Origin of the sequence: Streptomyces sp. V3I7, assembly GCF_030817495.1 — a bacterium.
Taxonomy (GTDB): domain Bacteria; phylum Actinomycetota; class Actinomycetes; order Streptomycetales; family Streptomycetaceae; genus Streptomyces.
Genome location: NZ_JAUSZK010000001.1, coordinates 5,215,994 through 5,230,614 on the forward strand (window position 1 = coordinate 5,215,994; position 14,621 = coordinate 5,230,614).

10 protein-coding genes are annotated in these 14,621 nt (G+C 70.5%); 6 read left to right on the forward strand and 4 right to left on the reverse strand.

Annotated features, from left to right (window positions below; all coding sequences use genetic code 11):
• Nucleotides 1-10 precede the first annotated feature (10 nt).
• Nucleotides 11-1,621: an AMP-binding protein gene (locus QFZ74_RS24340; RefSeq protein WP_307622941.1), complete on the reverse strand. Its 1,611-nt coding sequence runs from the start codon at nt 1,619-1,621 to the stop codon at nt 11-13.
• Between the two features lie 193 nt (nt 1,622-1,814).
• Between QFZ74_RS24340 and QFZ74_RS24345 the strand changes: the two genes are divergently transcribed.
• From QFZ74_RS24345 to QFZ74_RS24355, 3 genes are all read left to right on the forward strand, one after another.
• Complete coding sequence (locus QFZ74_RS24345; protein WP_307622943.1) at nt 1,815-2,954, forward strand: acyl-CoA dehydrogenase family protein; 1,140 nt, start codon at nt 1,815-1,817, stop codon at nt 2,952-2,954.
• Nucleotides 2,951-3,349, forward strand: a complete 399-nt coding sequence (locus QFZ74_RS24350) for a RidA family protein (RefSeq protein ID WP_307622944.1) — start codon at nt 2,951-2,953, stop codon at nt 3,347-3,349. The genes QFZ74_RS24345 and QFZ74_RS24350 overlap by 4 nt, the downstream gene beginning before the upstream one ends.
• A 154-nt stretch (nt 3,350-3,503) precedes the next feature.
• Nucleotides 3,504-3,935: a DUF6299 family protein gene (locus tag QFZ74_RS24355; RefSeq protein WP_307622945.1), complete on the forward strand. Its 432-nt coding sequence runs from the start codon at nt 3,504-3,506 to the stop codon at nt 3,933-3,935.
• A gap of 110 nt (nt 3,936-4,045) precedes the next feature.
• Here QFZ74_RS24355 and QFZ74_RS24360 read toward each other — a convergent pair whose 3' ends face one another.
• Nucleotides 4,046-4,444, reverse strand: a complete 399-nt coding sequence (locus QFZ74_RS24360) for a hypothetical protein (protein ID WP_307622946.1) — start codon at nt 4,442-4,444, stop codon at nt 4,046-4,048.
• Between the two features lie 246 nt (nt 4,445-4,690).
• On the opposite strand from QFZ74_RS24360, the gene QFZ74_RS24365 reads away from it, so the two are divergent.
• Both QFZ74_RS24365 and QFZ74_RS24370 read left to right on the forward strand, forming a co-directional pair.
• Nucleotides 4,691-6,577, forward strand: a complete 1,887-nt coding sequence (locus QFZ74_RS24365) for a galactose oxidase early set domain-containing protein (protein ID WP_307622947.1) — start codon at nt 4,691-4,693, stop codon at nt 6,575-6,577.
• 115 nt (nt 6,578-6,692) lie between these two features.
• The gene (locus tag QFZ74_RS24370) at nt 6,693-9,077 is read left to right on the forward strand and encodes a Dyp-type peroxidase (RefSeq protein ID WP_307622948.1); all 2,385 of its coding nucleotides are present in this window, start codon (nt 6,693-6,695) and stop codon (nt 9,075-9,077) included.
• Nucleotides 9,078-9,169: 92 nt separating this feature from the next.
• Here QFZ74_RS24370 and QFZ74_RS24375 read toward each other — a convergent pair whose 3' ends face one another.
• On the reverse strand, nt 9,170-10,699 hold the full coding sequence (locus QFZ74_RS24375) for a UDP-N-acetylglucosamine 1-carboxyvinyltransferase (RefSeq protein ID WP_307622949.1): 1,530 nt from the start codon (nt 10,697-10,699) through the stop codon (nt 9,170-9,172).
• Nucleotides 10,700-11,099: 400 nt separating this feature from the next.
• Between QFZ74_RS24375 and acnA the strand changes: the two genes are divergently transcribed.
• Nucleotides 11,100-13,820, forward strand: coding sequence for an aconitate hydratase AcnA (acnA, locus tag QFZ74_RS24380; protein WP_307622950.1), 2,721 nt, complete (start codon nt 11,100-11,102; stop codon nt 13,818-13,820).
• 92 nt (nt 13,821-13,912) lie between these two features.
• Here the strand turns inward: acnA and QFZ74_RS24385 are convergent, their stop codons facing one another.
• Nucleotides 13,913-14,515, reverse strand: a complete 603-nt coding sequence (locus tag QFZ74_RS24385; RefSeq protein WP_307622951.1) for a Uma2 family endonuclease — start codon at nt 14,513-14,515, stop codon at nt 13,913-13,915.
• Nucleotides 14,516-14,621: the final 106 nt, after the last annotated feature.

A 14,621-nucleotide genomic window follows, 5' to 3' on the forward strand; every position in this document is an offset into this window, starting at 1 on the left:
GGCGTCGGTATCACTGCTGGTCACCATCACCGCTGGTCGTCGCCGGTGTGCGCAGGCGGAACCGCTGGAGCTTGCCGGTCGCCGTGCGCGGCAGCGCGTCCAGGACGACGATCTCGCGCGGGCACTTGTACGGCGCCAGCTCGGACCTGACGAAGGCGCGCAACGCCCCGGTGTCCGGCCGCACGCCGTCCCGCAGGACGACGTACGCGATCACCACATGACCGCGGGCCTCGTCGGGCCGCCCGATCACCGCCGCCTCGACCACGTCTGGATGACGCAGGAGGGCGTCCTCCACCTCGGGGCCCGCGATGTTGTACCCGGCCGAGATGATCATGTCGTCGGCGCGGGCGACGTGGCGGAAGTAGCCGTCGGGCTCGCGCACGTAGGTGTCGCCGGTGATGTTCCACCCGTCCCGCACGTACTCCCGCTGCCGCGGGTCGCCCAGATAGCGGCAGCCGACCGGCCCGCGCACGGCCAGCAGCCCCGGCTCGCCGTCCGGCACGGGATTGCCGAGCGCGTCCTGCACGCGCGCCTGCCAGCCGGGCACGGCGACGCCCGTCGTCCCGGGCCTGATGTGCTCGTCGGCGGCGGAGATGAAGATGTGCAGCAGCTCGGTGGCGCCGATGCCGTTGATGATGCCGAGCCCGGTGCGCGCGTGCCAGGCGCGCCAGGTGGCCTCGGGCAGGTTCTCGCCGGCGGACACACAGCGCCTGAGGGAGGAGGCGTCGTGGCCGTCGAGCCCGTCGAGCATCGCGCGGTACGCCGTCGGCGCGGTGAACAGCACCGACACCCGGTGTTCGGCGATCGCGGGCAACAGGTGTCGCGGGCTTGCCTGTTCGAGCAGCAGGGAGCTGGCGCCGACCCGCATCGGGAACACGACGAGCCCGCCGAGGCCGAAGGTGAAGCCGAGCGGCGGACTCCCCGTGAAGACGTCGTCGGCGTGCGGTCTGAGTACGTGCTTCGAGAAGGTGTCCGCGATGGCGAGCACGTCCCGGTGGAAGTGCATGCACCCCTTCGGCCGTCCGGTCGTGCCGGAGGTGAACGCGATCAGCGCCACGTCGTCGGCCGCGGTGTCCACGGCGGTGTACGGGTCCTCGGGCGCCGGACGGCTGAGCAGGTCGTCGTCGGCCTCGCCGCCGTACGTCGTGATGCGCAGCCCCGGGACCTGCGCCTTGACGAGGTCGTCGACGGCCCGGACGTCGCACAGCGCGTGCTCCACCCGGGCGATCTCGCACACGGTGGCCAGCTCGTGCGGCCGCTGCTGGGCCAGCACGGTGACGGCGACCGCGCCCGCCTTCAGCACCGCCAGCCAGCAGGCCGCGAGCCAGGGCGTCGTCGGGCCGCGCAGCAGGACCCGGTTGCCGGGGACAACGCCGAGTTCGCCGGTGAGGACGTGCGCGATGCGGTCGACGCGGACGCGCAGCTCGCCGTACGTCCACGACGGGGCGCCGGGGGAGTGGAACACCGGCCGGTCGGGGGCGGCGTGGTCCAGGAGTTCCGCCGCGCAGTTGAGCCGGTCGGGGTAGCCGAGCTCCGGCAGCGTGAAGCTGAGTTCGGGCCACTGGTCCGGGGGCGGGAGGTGGTCGCGCGCGAAGGTGTCGACGTGGGCCGAGACGTTCATGGCGGTTCGCCCCCTGCCTGATGGGCTCGTGCCTGCTGGCTCGTGGTGGGCTGGGCTGGGCTGGGCTCGCGGTTCGCATCGGGAGCGTATCGTGTTGGTGACGACAGTCAACAGGGCGCGATATCGTCCCTACGGGATCGTCGGGACGGGAACGTCGAGCGTGGACGACCCGTCGTGGAGGGAGGAACGGCACGTGCCCGCATTCTCACTCGAACCGGAACAGACCGCCTGGTGCGCCGAGCTACGCACCCTCGCCGCCGAACGGCTGCGCCCGCTCGCCGAGAAGGGCGAGCCCGGCCACGTCAACCGGGCCCTCGTCGTCGAACTCGGCCAACTCGGGCTGCTGTCCCGGCTGTTCACCTCCGGGGCCCTCGACCTCTGTCTGATGCGGGAGTCCCTGGCCCACGCCTGCACGGAGGCCGAGACCGCCCTCGCCCTCCAGGGCCTGGGCGCCCATCCGGTCCATGCCCACGGAACCCCGGCCCAACGCGCCCACTGGATCCCCCGCGTGTCCGACGGCACGGCGGTGGCCGCCTTCGCGCTGAGCGAGCCGGGGGCGGGCTCGGACGCGGCGGCGCTGGAGCTGCGGGCGGAGCCGGACGGGTCCCGGGGCTGGCGGCTCACCGGGGAGAAGTGCTGGATCTCCAACGCCCCCGAGGCCGACTTCTACACGGTGTTCGCCCGCACCACCCCCGGCGCCGGCGCCCGCGGGGTGACCGCCTTCCTCGTCCCCGCCGACCGCCCCGGCCTCACCGGAACCGCCCTGGAGATGCTCTCCCCGCACCCCATCGGCAGCCTGCGCTTCGACGCCGTCCCCGTGGCCGACGACGACGTGCTCGGCGAGGTGGACCGGGGGTTCCGCGTCGCGATGGGCACGCTCAACCTCTTCCGTCCGAGCGTCGGCGCCTTCGCGGTCGGCATGGCCCAGGCGGCCCTGGACGCCACGCTCGCGCACACGGGTGAACGGGACGCGTTCGGAGGCAAGTTACGGGACCTCCAGGCCGTCGCCCACCAGGTCGCCGAGATGGCCCTGCGTACGGACGCGGCCCGCCTGATGGTGTACGCGGCGGCGTCGGCGTACGACCGGGGCGCCCCGGACGTCCCCAAGCGCGCCGCGATGGCGAAGCTGCTCGCCACCGAGACCGCCCAGTACGTCGTCGACGCGGCCGTCCAGCTGCACGGCGCCCGCGCCCTGCGCCGCGGCCACCTCCTCGAACACCTCTACCGCGAGGTGCGCGCCCCGCGCGTGTACGAGGGCGCCAGCGAGGTCCAACGCGGCATCATCGCCAAGGAGTTGTACGCCACCCCGCACCCCACCCCGGAGGTTCCGTGACGACCGAGCGACTGAACCCGCCGGACCTCTCCCCGCCCCGCGGCTTCTCCCACGCCGTCGTCGCCACCGGCACCCGGCTGGTCTTCCTGGCGGGCCAGACCGCCCTTGACACCGACGGCAAGATCGAGGGCGACGGCCTGCCCGAGCAGTTCGAGAAGGCGCTCACCAACCTCCTCACCGCCCTGCACGCCTCCGGCGCCGCCCCCGCCGACCTCGCCCGCGTCACCGTCTACGCCACCGATGTCGCCGACTACCGGGCCCACGCCGCCGAACTCGGCCGTATCTGGCGGCGGCTGGCGGGCCAGGACTATCCGGCGATGGCGGTCGTGGAGGTCGTACGCCTGTGGGACGAGCAGGCGCTGGTGGAGATCGACGGCTTCGCTGTGCTGCCGTAGCGCCGTGTACGGCGACGGTGGTCGGCGGCGCGTGCGGGATTCCAGGGGTGCGCGTGATGTGCCGCCAATGGGGTGACGGTCGGTGACCGGATCAAGGGCGGCCGGTAAGTACCTGGTGAAGCCCCGATCCACCCCACGCTCGGGAGGTACCCCCATGCCCGCACGCCCCGCTCTCGGCGCGGCCGTCGGCGCCGCCGCGCTGCTGTTCGCCGCCTGTGCCGTCGCCCCCGCGACCGCCGCCCCGAACGAGACGGTGGCCGTCGACCCCACCGGCCGCATCACGCCGGGCGGCACCGTCATCCTGTCCGGCACCTACCGCTGCACCGGCAGCACGGGACCGGTGTTCGTCAGCTCCTCGGTCAGCCAGGGCTCGTCGTCGGTCCGCCACGGCATCGGCGGCACGGCGGCGGTGTGCGACGGCGCCGAGCACCGCTGGGAGAACTCCGGCCAGGTCCCGACGGACCAGCTCGCGCCCGGCACGGCCCATGTCGACCTCACGCTCATGGAACTGCGCCCGCAGGGCGGTCTGCCGCTGCCGGCCTTCCACGCCACCGGCGGGCAGGACGTGACGCTCGTCGCCTCCTGAGCGCACCCGTCCCAAGTACGTCTCCCAAGTACGTCTCCCAAGTACGCCGAAGGGGGCGGGAGTCGGGGTCGTTCACCCCACTCCCGCCCCCTCGGCATGTCCGCGAGCGCTCAGGCGCCGTGCATCATCGTGTCGTCCGTGCAGGCGAGGTGGACCGTCAGGTCGGCCGGGCCCGAGCGGTGGTGGCGGTAGCGCCACACCTGGGCCTTGCGCACGGTGACGATCCAGCCGGTGGCATGGTCGTTCGGGCGGCTCTCGAGCACGTCGGCCGGCTCCGTCGAAAGGCGCGTGCCGCTCGCGGCGGTGAGCGTGAAGCCGCCGCTGTAGATGTGCTGCATGGACGGGCAGAACACCTCGTGCGGCCGGCCGTCGGCACCCCCGCGGATCAACTTCGAGAGGTGGCGCGGCGGTTGGGGCGGGTCCGCCAGGGCCGCGGCCGGCGCGACGGCGCAGCCGAGCAGGGCCGTCGCGGCCACGGTCGCGGTGAGGACGGTACGTGCGGTGGGCATGAAGACGCTCCACTCCTCAAAGGGGGCAGGGGGACTGGTCGCGACCATTGCAGCCGTCGCGGTGATCGTGCCTCCGGCGAACACGCAGCGTTACACCCCATCGGGGCAAAACAGTCCGCCTTTCGAGCAAACGGTCCATATTGGCTACGCTCCGTGATTAACTGACGCCGTTCCGTCACTCTCCGTGGTTGTTCCGCTCCGGCACGCGCCGGCCGGGGCACCCGCGTGTCTCCATGAGGAGTCCCCATGTCCCGCAGAGGGAGGTGGACGTTCGCGGCGGGCTGTGCCGCGATCGTCCTGTCCGTCACCGCCCCGGCCGTCGGAGCAGCCCCTTCGCACCAGGTTCCCCTGCCGTCCACCGCCCGCCCCGCCGATGTGTTCCCGCACGGGGTGCGCATCACCGAGGAACAGATCGACAAGGAGGTCCGCCCCGAGGAGGCCAAGGCTCTCGGCGAGGACCGCGCCGAACAGCTGGCCCGCGACCGCATCGGCCTGCGCGCCGTCGACCGGGGCTACCCGCAGCCGATGCGCACCCGGAGCCTCAAGCGGCTCGCCGACTCGCAGCAGGAACAGAACGCCTCGTTCTCGCCCGCGGTCTCGGGCAAGTTCAGCGAGTACTTCTCCAGTCCCGACTACGGCGACCACGTCGCCCTGCTGCCCACCGGCAAGATCCTGCTGTTCTCCTTCGAGGCCGTCGAGGACAGCCCCAACAAGGAGACGGCGCCCACCGAGGTCATCGGCCGCGACAACGCCGGACGCGCCTACCTCTGGGACCCGTCCGTGGGATACGGCCCCGAGGCCTTCGAGGCCGTACCGCCACCCGTCGTCGACATGGACGACGGGCTCGACGAACCGCGCCCCGCACCGGTCTTCTGCGCCGGACACGCCTATCTGCCCAACGGCATGGTCGGTATCTTCGGCGGCAACCTCGGAGGCAACCACGGCACCGGCGCCCACCTCGCCCTCGTCTTCGACCCCTGGACCGAGACCTGGCACCGGCAGCAGGACATGGCCGAGGGCCGCTGGTACCCGTCCGTCGTCACCGGCGCCGACGGGCGGCAGTTCATCACCTCCGGTCACGGCGACGTCGGTTGGGGCAAGCTCTCCAAGACCATCGAGCGCTTCCCGGCCAAGGGCACCTCCGTCTCGTACGACCCGGGCAGCACCCCGAACGGCCAGGCGCTGGACCAGTGGCCCGTCAACGCCGAGTACATGGCGGACTACCCGCACTTGTTCTCCCTGAAGGACGGCAGGATCTACGGCTTCGGCCGCAACGCCGACGAGCAGTTCGTCTTCGACCCCAAGACCGAGACCAGCCAGCCGCTGCGCAACCGCCCCGGCGGCGGCATGCGCAACTACGGCTCCGCGGTCGCCCTGCCCAACGGCACCAGCGGCCCCGACTCCGCGCTGATCCTCGGCGGCGACCGCAACGACCCCAAGACGTACAAGTTCAGCGACGGCCGCTGGAGCGAGGACAGCCCCCGCCACTTCGGACGCACCCAGGACGACACGCTGATCTTCCCCGACGGCCGCCTGTTCACCGTCAACGGCGGCTACGACATCCGCGACTACGGCAACGGCCTGTACAACCCCAACGCCGACGAGAAGTACCGCCAGACCGAACTGCGCGGCCTCGACGGCGCCTGGCGGCTCGGCCCGGTCCAGCGGCTGCCGCGCGGCTACCACTCCAACGCGGTGCTGCTGCCGGACGGCCGCATCATGGTGACCGGCGACGAGCTCCAGCAGATCGCCAACAACCCCGACATCAACTCCGGGATGAACGGCACCATCGAGATCTACGAGCCGCCGTACCTGCACCAGGGCGCCCGCCCCACCCTGACCAGCGTCCCGCGCGGCGCGCAGGCCTACGACTCCGACCTGCGGGTCAGCACCGGCACCCCAGAACGGGTCGCCAAGGCCGTCCTGATGGCGCCCATCACCTCCACGCACTCGGTGGACACCAGCCAGCGGCGTCTGGAGCTGCCCATCACCAGCCGGGCCGGCAACAAGCTCGTCCTGCGCACCCCGCAGTCCGCCAAGGACTCGCCTCCCGGCTTCTACATGCTGTTCCTGCTCGACGACAAGGGCGTGCCCAGCATCGCCCAGTGGGTGCAGCTGCGGCCCGGCGCCTGACGCGCCGACGCCCCGACCCGACCGTCCCCTGCCGCCGGATGCCCGGGCGACGCTCCCCACGGCGCCGCCCGGGCCCGCCCGGTCCCCTCCCGCCCCGACACCCCAAGGGAGTTCCATGGCTGCTCAAGCGCAGCTGCGCGACAGTACAGAGATCCAGGGCGACATCCTCGCCGGGTTCAAGAAGGACTACATGTCCTTGCTCTTCCTCCAGTTCGGCGACATGGCGGCCGCCCGAGCGTGGCTGGCGGAGCTCGTCCCCCGGATCGCCACAACTCAGCAAGTCGCCGCTTTCAACGCGAAGTTCAGCGAGGCCCGCCGCAACTCCGCCGGTGACGACCCCAAGAACCTCAACGCCACCTGGCTCGGCCTGAGCCTCACCCACTCCGGACTCCAGTTCCTCACCGCCAAGGACCAGGTGTTCTCCGAGGTGCGACCGGGCTCCACGGTCGAGGCGTTCGTCCAGGGCTCGGCGCCCCGCGCCCCCGCCCTCGGCGACACCGGACGCAACGACCCCAAGCACTGGAGCTTCGGCGCCGGCCACAACCCGGTCGTGCACGCCGTGCTCACCATCGCGGCCGACCTCGACGGCGACCGCACCACCGAGCTGAACCGGCAGCTGGAGGCCGCCTCCCGGGCCGGAGCGGTGATCGTCCACCAGCAGCACGGCGCGACACTGCCCGGCAAGCGCCGCGGCAAGGAGCACTTCGGCTTCAAGGACGGCGTCAGCGAACCGGCCGTGGCGGGCTTCGACGACAAGGAACTGGTGAACGGCGCCCGGCCCATCCCCGCCGAGCAGTTCGTCCTCGGCGCCACCGGCGACGGCCTGCCCGAGGGCGTCCCCGGCTGGATGAAGGACGGCTCCTTCCACGTCGTACGACGCCTCGCCCAGGACGTCCCCGGCTGGTGGGCGCAGGTCGACACCGAGCTGCGCAAGCTGCGGGACGCCAAGGTGGTGGGCGAGCGGCAGAGGACCGAATGGCTCGCCGCCCGGCTGGTGGGCCGCTGGCGCTGTGGCGCCTCGGTCGCCAAGCACCCCGACATGCCGCCCGCGGCGGGCACCGAGCCGGACAACGACATCAGCTTCCGGGACGACCGTGACGGCGTGATCACCCCGCTCTTCTCCCACCTGCGCAAGACCAACCCGCGCGACGGACTGGTGGACAAGGGGGAACTCGTCGACGAGAAGTTCATGGACGTACGGCGCATCATCCGCCGCGGCATCCCCTACGGCGCCCCCTTCGACCCGACCAACGACGACGCCGGCGGCCCCGACGAGGCCCGCGGCCTGCTCTTCATCTGCTACCAGGCCGACCTGGTGCGGCAGTTCGAGTTCATCCAGGCCGACTGGGTCAACGACCCCGACTTCCCGCACGACCGTGAGAACGAACCCGGCCCCGACCCCATGATCAGCGGCCAGCTCCCCGGGGTCGCCGAGGGCGAGGTCAGCTTCGAGAGCCGCGTCAACGGCGACCTGAAGACGACACCCCTCCACTTCAAGCCCTTCGTCACCACCGAGGGCTCCCTCTACTCCTTCACCCCCTCCCTCAGCACCCTGCGCCGCCTCACCGAGGGCCGCCTGGAGGGGCCGGTCCCGAACGGGAACACGGGCTCGTCTGGCGGAACAGGCACGTACGGCGGGACGGGCACGTCTGGCGGAACAGGCACGTACGGCGGGACGGGCACGTACGGCAGCACAGGCACGTACGGCGACGAGTCCCGCTCCCAGGAGCCGCCCGTACGGCCGGGCCCGGTCGACGAGGTGCTCGCGTGGCCGGACACGGAGGGCCGGTACTGGACCTTCACCGGCCCCACCATCCGCGCCATCGGCACCGGCGCCACCGAACTCGCCGCGCTCACGACGGACAGCGACGACCGCACGGGCGTCGTCATCGACACGGTCGGCAACCTCAGCACCTGGCCCGCGCTGGATGGCGTCGAGCGGGTCGACGCCATCGTGCCCGTGCCCGACGAGCAGTCCGTGAACGGCGAGAGCAGCTACTGGCTCTTCCACACGAGGGGCGGCGCCCAGGTCTACCGCCGTATCAACATCGACCACAACGACCGCCACTCCACCCTCCGCGTCGGCCCGGACCGCCCGCTGAGCAACTGGAACTCGCTCCAGGGCGTCACCCGCGTCGACGCGGTCCTGCCGGTGCCGGACATGCTCCGCGTCGAGGGCGGCAAGTCGTACTACTGGCTCTTCCACACCACCCCCCAGGGCCAGCGCTACCGCCTCGTGTCCATCGCCGACGGCCCGATGCACACCGACACCCTGGAACGCGGCGACCGCGACCTCACCAAGTGGCCCTCCCTGCAAGGCGTCACCAAGGTCGATGCCTGCCATGTGATCCCCGGCCGCTTCCGCGCCGGCGGCCAGACCTGGGTGTGGGTCTTCCACGACGACAAGTACCGCGTCATCTCCATCGCGGACGGGGCGGGCCACCTGGACACGCTGCTCCGGGGGGACCGGGTGAACACGGCTTGGTTCCGGCGGGGTTGACCGGCGGGGGCCAATGAGCTGGAGATGCGCGACACCCCTCCCCAGTAGCGAAAACGCAGCCAGGGAGGGGCGTCGCGTGTCGCGAGAGGCCGTCAGATGTCCCTGAAGATCTCGATCTGCGCCCCGATCGAGTTCAGGCGCTCCGCGAGGTCCTCGTAACCCCGGTTGATGACGTACACGTTGCGCAGCACGGACGTGCCCTCCGCCGCCATCATCGCCAGGAGGACGACCACCGCCGGGCGGAGGGCGGGCGGGCACATCATCTCGGACGCGCGCCAGCGGGTCGGGCCTTCGACCAACACTCGGTGCGGGTCGAGGAGTTGCAGGCGGCCGCCCAGGCGGTTGAGGTCCGTGAGGTAGATCGCGCGGTTGTCGTAGACCCAGTCGTGGATCAGGGTCTGGCCCTGTGCGACCGCCGCGATGGCCGCGAAGAACGGGACGTTGTCGATGTTCAGGCCCGGGAAGGGCATGGGGTGGATCTTGTCGATCGGCGCTTCGAGCTTGGAGGGGCGGACGGTGAGGTCCACGAGGCGGGTACGGCCGTTGTCGGCGAAGTACTCGGCGCTGCGGTCGTGTTCGAGGCCCATCTCCTCCAGGACCGCGAGCTCGATCTCCAGGAACTCGATGGGCACGCGCCGCACCGTCAGCTCCGACTCCGTCACCACGGCCGCGGCCAGCAGGCTCATCGCCTCGACCGGGTCCTCGGAGGGGGAGTAGTCGACGTCGACGTCGATGTCCGGGACGCCGTGCACGGTGAGCGTGGTGGTGCCGATGCCCTCGACGCGGACGCCCAGCGCCTCCAGGAAGAAACAGAGGTCCTGGACCATGTAGTTGGAGGACGCGTTGCGGATGACCGTGACGCCGTCGTGGCGGGCGGCCGCCAGCAGCGCGTTCTCGGTCACCGTGTCCCCGCGCTCGGTCAGCACGATCGGACGGCTCGGGCGCACCGCGCGGTCGACCACGGCGTGGTACTGGCCCTCGGTCGCGGCGACCTCCAGACCGAACCGGCGCAGCGCGATCATGTGCGGCTCGATGGTGCGCGTACCGAGGTCGCAGCCACCGGCGTACGGCAGCTTGAAGCGGTCCATGCGGTGCAGCAGCGGGCCGAGGAACATGATGATGGAGCGCGTCCGTACGGCCGCCTCCGCGTCGATCGCCTCCAGGTCCAGCTCGGCCGGCGGCACGATCTCCAGGTCGACGCCGTCGTTGATCCAGCGGGTGCGCACGCCGATCGAGCCGAGGACCTCCAGCAGGCGGTACACCTCCTCGATACGGGCTACCCGGCGCAGGACCGTACGGCCCTTGTTGAGCAGCGAGGCGCACAGCAGGGCGACGCACGCGTTCTTGCTCGTCTTGACGTCGATGGCGCCGGACAGCCGGCGGCCGCCGACCACCCGGAGATGCATCGGGCCCGCGTAGCCCAGTGAGACGATCTCACTGTCCAGGGCTTCACCGATTCGAGCGATCATCTCAAGGCTGATGTTTTGATTGCCGCGCTCGATGCGATTGACGGCGCTCTGGCTGGTGCCGAGCGCCTCCGCGAGTTGGGCCTGAGTCCAGCCTCGGTGCTGCCGGGCGTCGCGGATGAGCTTGCCGATACGTACGAGGTAGTCGTCTGACATGAGGGTGAGGCTATCTCAGATATGAGATGGCGCCCGTTGGGGGGTCCGTTTGGGTGAGGGTGTGTCAACTCATCCTGGGAAATCGTTCCATGTGCGGTTAATTCCGACAATCCGTCACGGGTGGTCGAGGATCTCGTCCGCAGTGATCCTTCGAGTCGGCCCACCTCCCCGTCGCGCGGGCGATGTGGCAGGCGGCACATCCGCGCGATCACCGGATCCGGGCATGACCATCCGGGGGCCCATGTACTACTGTTATCTCGACATCGAGATATCTGCCGAGGCGCACCGCGGCCGTCGGGTCGGCAAGGGTCGCCTAAGTAAGCTTTACCTTAGTGGGTAGGCCCAGAAGGCATGGCGGCAGGATTGCGGTGGTACGCGCACATCAATGAAGGAGACTGTCGTGTCGGCGAACAGCTTCGACGCCCGCAGCACGCTGCAGGTGGGCGACGAGTCGTACGAGATCTTCCGGCTGGACAAGGTGGAGGGCTCGGCCCGCCTGCCGTACAGCCTCAAGGTCCTGCTGGAGAACCTGCTCCGCACGGAGGACGGCGCGAACATCACCGCCGACCACATCCGCGCCCTCGGTGGCTGGGACTCCCAGGCCCAGCCGAGCCAGGAGATCCAGTTCACGCCGGCCCGCGTGATCATGCAGGACTTCACCGGCGTTCCCTGTGTCGTGGACCTCGCCACCATGCGTGAGGCCGTGAAGGAGCTCGGCGGCGACCCGGCGAAGATCAACCCGCTGGCCCCGGCCGAGCTGGTCATCGACCACTCGGTGATCGCCGACAAGTTCGGCACGAACGACGCCTTCAAGCAGAACGTCGAGCTGGAGTACGGCCGCAACAAGGAGCGCTACCAGTTCCTGCGCTGGGGCCAGACCGCGTTCGACGAGTTCAAGGTCGTCCCGCCGGGCACCGGCATCGTCCACCAGGTGAACATCGAGCACCTGGCCCGTACGGTCATGGTCCGAGGCGGCCAGGCCTACCCCGACACCCTCGTCGGCACCGACTCGCACACCACCATGGTCAACGGCCTCGGCGTCCTCGGCTGGGGCGTCGGCGGCATCGAGGCCGAGGCCGCGATGCTCGGCCAGCCGGTCTCCATGCTCATCCCGCGCGTCGTCGGCTTCAAGCTGACCGGTGAGCTGAAGCCCGGCACCACCGCCACCGACCTCGTGCTGACCATCACCGAGATGCTGCGCAAGCACGGCGTGGTCGGCAAGTTCGTCGAGTTCTACGGCGAGGGCGTGGCCGCCACCTCCCTGGCCAACCGCGCCACCATCGGCAACATGTCGCCGGAGTTCGGCTCCACCGCCGCGATCTTCCCGATCGACGACGAGACCCTGAAGTACCTGCGCCTGACCGGCCGCAGCGAGCAGCAGGTCGCGCTCGTCGAGGCGTACGCCAAGGAGCAGGGCCTCTGGCTGGACCCGACCGCCGAGCCCGACTTCTCCGAGAAGCTCGAGCTGGACCTGTCGACGGTCGTCCCGTCCATCGCCGGCCCGAAGCGCCCGCAGGACCGCATCGTCCTCGCGAACGCCGCCGAGCAGTTCAAGAAGGACGTCCTCAACTACGTCACGACCACCTCCGACGAGGCGGGCGAGGAGTCCTTCCCGGCCTCCGACTCCCCGGCCGTCCACCCCAACGGCGGTCCGTCCAACCCGGTCACGGTCACCGCCCCCGACGGCACGACCTACACCCTCGACCACGGTGCGGTGACGGTCGCGGCCATCACCTCCTGCACCAACACCTCGAACCCGTACGTCATGGTCGCCGCGGCGCTCGTCGCCAAGAAGGCCGTGGAGAAGGGCCTGACCCGCAAGCCGTGGGTCAAGACCACCCTCGCCCCGGGCTCCAAGGTCGTCACCGACTACTTCGACAAGGCGGGCCTGACCCCGTACCTCGACAAGGTCGGCTTCAACCTCGTCGGCTACGGCTGCACCACCTGCATCGGCAACTCCGGCCCGCTGCCGGAGGAGGTCTCCAAGGCGGTCAACGACCACGACCTCGCGGTCACCTCGGTCCTCTCCGGCAACCGGAACTTCGAGGGCCGGATCAACCCCGACGTCAAGATGAACTACCTGGCCTCCCCGCCGCTGGTCGTCGCGTACGCGCTCGCGGGCTCCATGAAGGTGGACATCACCAAGGACGCCCTCGGCATCGACCAGGACGGCAAGCCGGTCTACCTGGCCGACATCTGGCCGACCGAGGCCGAGGTCAACGACGTCGTGGCGAACGCCATCGGCGAGGACATGTTCAACAAGTCCTACCAGGACGTCTTCGCGGGCGACGCCCAGTGGCAGGCGCTGCCGATCCCGACCGGCAACACCTTCGAGTGGGACAGCGAGTCCACCTACGTCCGCAAGCCCCCGTACTTCGAGGGCATGACGATGGAGACCACCCCGGTCTCGGACATCGCCGGCGCGCGCGTCCTGGCCAAGCTGGGCGACTCGGTCACCACCGACCACATCTCCCCGGCCGGCGCCATCAAGGCCGACACCCCGGCGGGCAAGTACCTCACCGAGCACGGCGTCGAGCGCCGCGACTTCAACTCCTACGGTTCCCGCCGAGGCAACCACGAGGTCATGATCCGCGGCACGTTCGCCAACATCCGCCTGCGCAACCAGATCGCGCCGGGCACCGAGGGCGGCTACACCCGCGACTTCACCCAGGCCGACGCGCCGGTGTCGTTCATCTACGACGCCTCGCGCAACTACATCGAGCAGGGCATCCCGCTGGTCGTCCTGGCGGGCAAGGAGTACGGCTCCGGCTCGTCCCGCGACTGGGCCGCCAAGGGCACCGCGCTCCTCGGCGTCAAGGCCGTCATCGCCGAGTCCTACGAGCGCATCCACCGCTCGAACCTCATCGGCATGGGCGTGCTCCCGCTCCAGTTCCCGGAGGGCGCCTCGGCCGAGGCCCTCGGCCTGACCGGCGAGGAGACCTTCTCCTTCACCGGCGTCGAGGAGCTGAACAACGGCACCACGCCGCGCACGGTCAAGGTCACCACCGACACGGGCGTCGAGTTCGACGCGGTCGTCCGCATCGACACCCCCGGCGAGGCCGACTACTACCGCAACGGCGGCATCATGCAGTACGTGCTGCGGAGCCTGATCCGTAAGTGATCCGCTCCTGGGCCTGAGCGCCCGAAAACCGGCCGCCGCCCGTTCTCGGGCGGCGGCCGGTGTCGTCGGACGGCGGCTGGATCAGAAGCCGGTCAGAAGCCGACGAGGGCGTCGAGGTCGATCTCGACCGGGAACGGCAGCTCCGTGATGAGTTTGCCGTGGTGCACCGGATGCATGGGTGCCGGGATGTACGTGCGCGTGTCCGCGTTGAGCCAGTACTCGTGCACGGCGAGCTTCCGGTCCCTGTCGAGCTCCACGCGCCAGTAGCACGGGACCTTCGTCGCCGCGTAGAGCGCGGGCTTGCGTACCCGATCGTCCTGGCGGGAGCCGGGGGAGACGACCTCGACGGCGAGGGCGAGCTTTTCCGGCGGGACGCATTCGAGCTCGAAGAAATTCAGCTGCCGCGGATCGAAGAGGATCACATCGGGCTTGGGGGTGTTGCGCTCGTCGATCCTCACGCACTGCTCGGCCACGACCTCGTACGGCTCGGTTCGTGCGCCCTCCAGGGCGGCCAGCAACCTGTCCCGTACGCGGTTGTGCCAGAACATGGCCTGCCCACGCGCCACGATCACTCCGTCCACGAGTTCCCAGTCGAAGGGCAGCTCCAAGTGCTTGACCTGGTCGAAGGTCCAGCCGTCGGCCGGCGGGAACATCCAGGTGTCCTCGGTGGCCTGCTGATGCTGGGGTGTGGTCATCACTGCTCCCATGGGCGCAAGTGTGGACGCCGGTGCGCGTCGTGGTCCTGCGTACGACGGTACCGTCACCCGAACCGGCGGAGCTACGGCGCGCCGTTGACAGACA

Coding starts and splice junctions, on each gene's coding strand:
- QFZ74_RS24340 (WP_307622941.1), bottom strand. CDS start 1,621: ATGAACGTCTCGGCCCACGTCGACACCTTCGCGCGCGACCACCTCCCG.
- QFZ74_RS24355 (WP_307622945.1), top strand. CDS start 3,504: ATGCCCGCACGCCCCGCTCTCGGCGCGGCCGTCGGCGCCGCCGCGCTG.
- QFZ74_RS24360 (WP_307622946.1), bottom strand. CDS start 4,444: ATGCCCACCGCACGTACCGTCCTCACCGCGACCGTGGCCGCGACGGCC.
- QFZ74_RS24365 (WP_307622947.1), top strand. CDS start 4,691: ATGTCCCGCAGAGGGAGGTGGACGTTCGCGGCGGGCTGTGCCGCGATC.
- QFZ74_RS24370 (WP_307622948.1), top strand. CDS start 6,693: ATGGCTGCTCAAGCGCAGCTGCGCGACAGTACAGAGATCCAGGGCGAC.
- QFZ74_RS24375 (WP_307622949.1), bottom strand. CDS start 10,699: ATGTCAGACGACTACCTCGTACGTATCGGCAAGCTCATCCGCGACGCC.
- QFZ74_RS24385 (WP_307622951.1), bottom strand. CDS start 14,515: ATGACCACACCCCAGCATCAGCAGGCCACCGAGGACACCTGGATGTTC.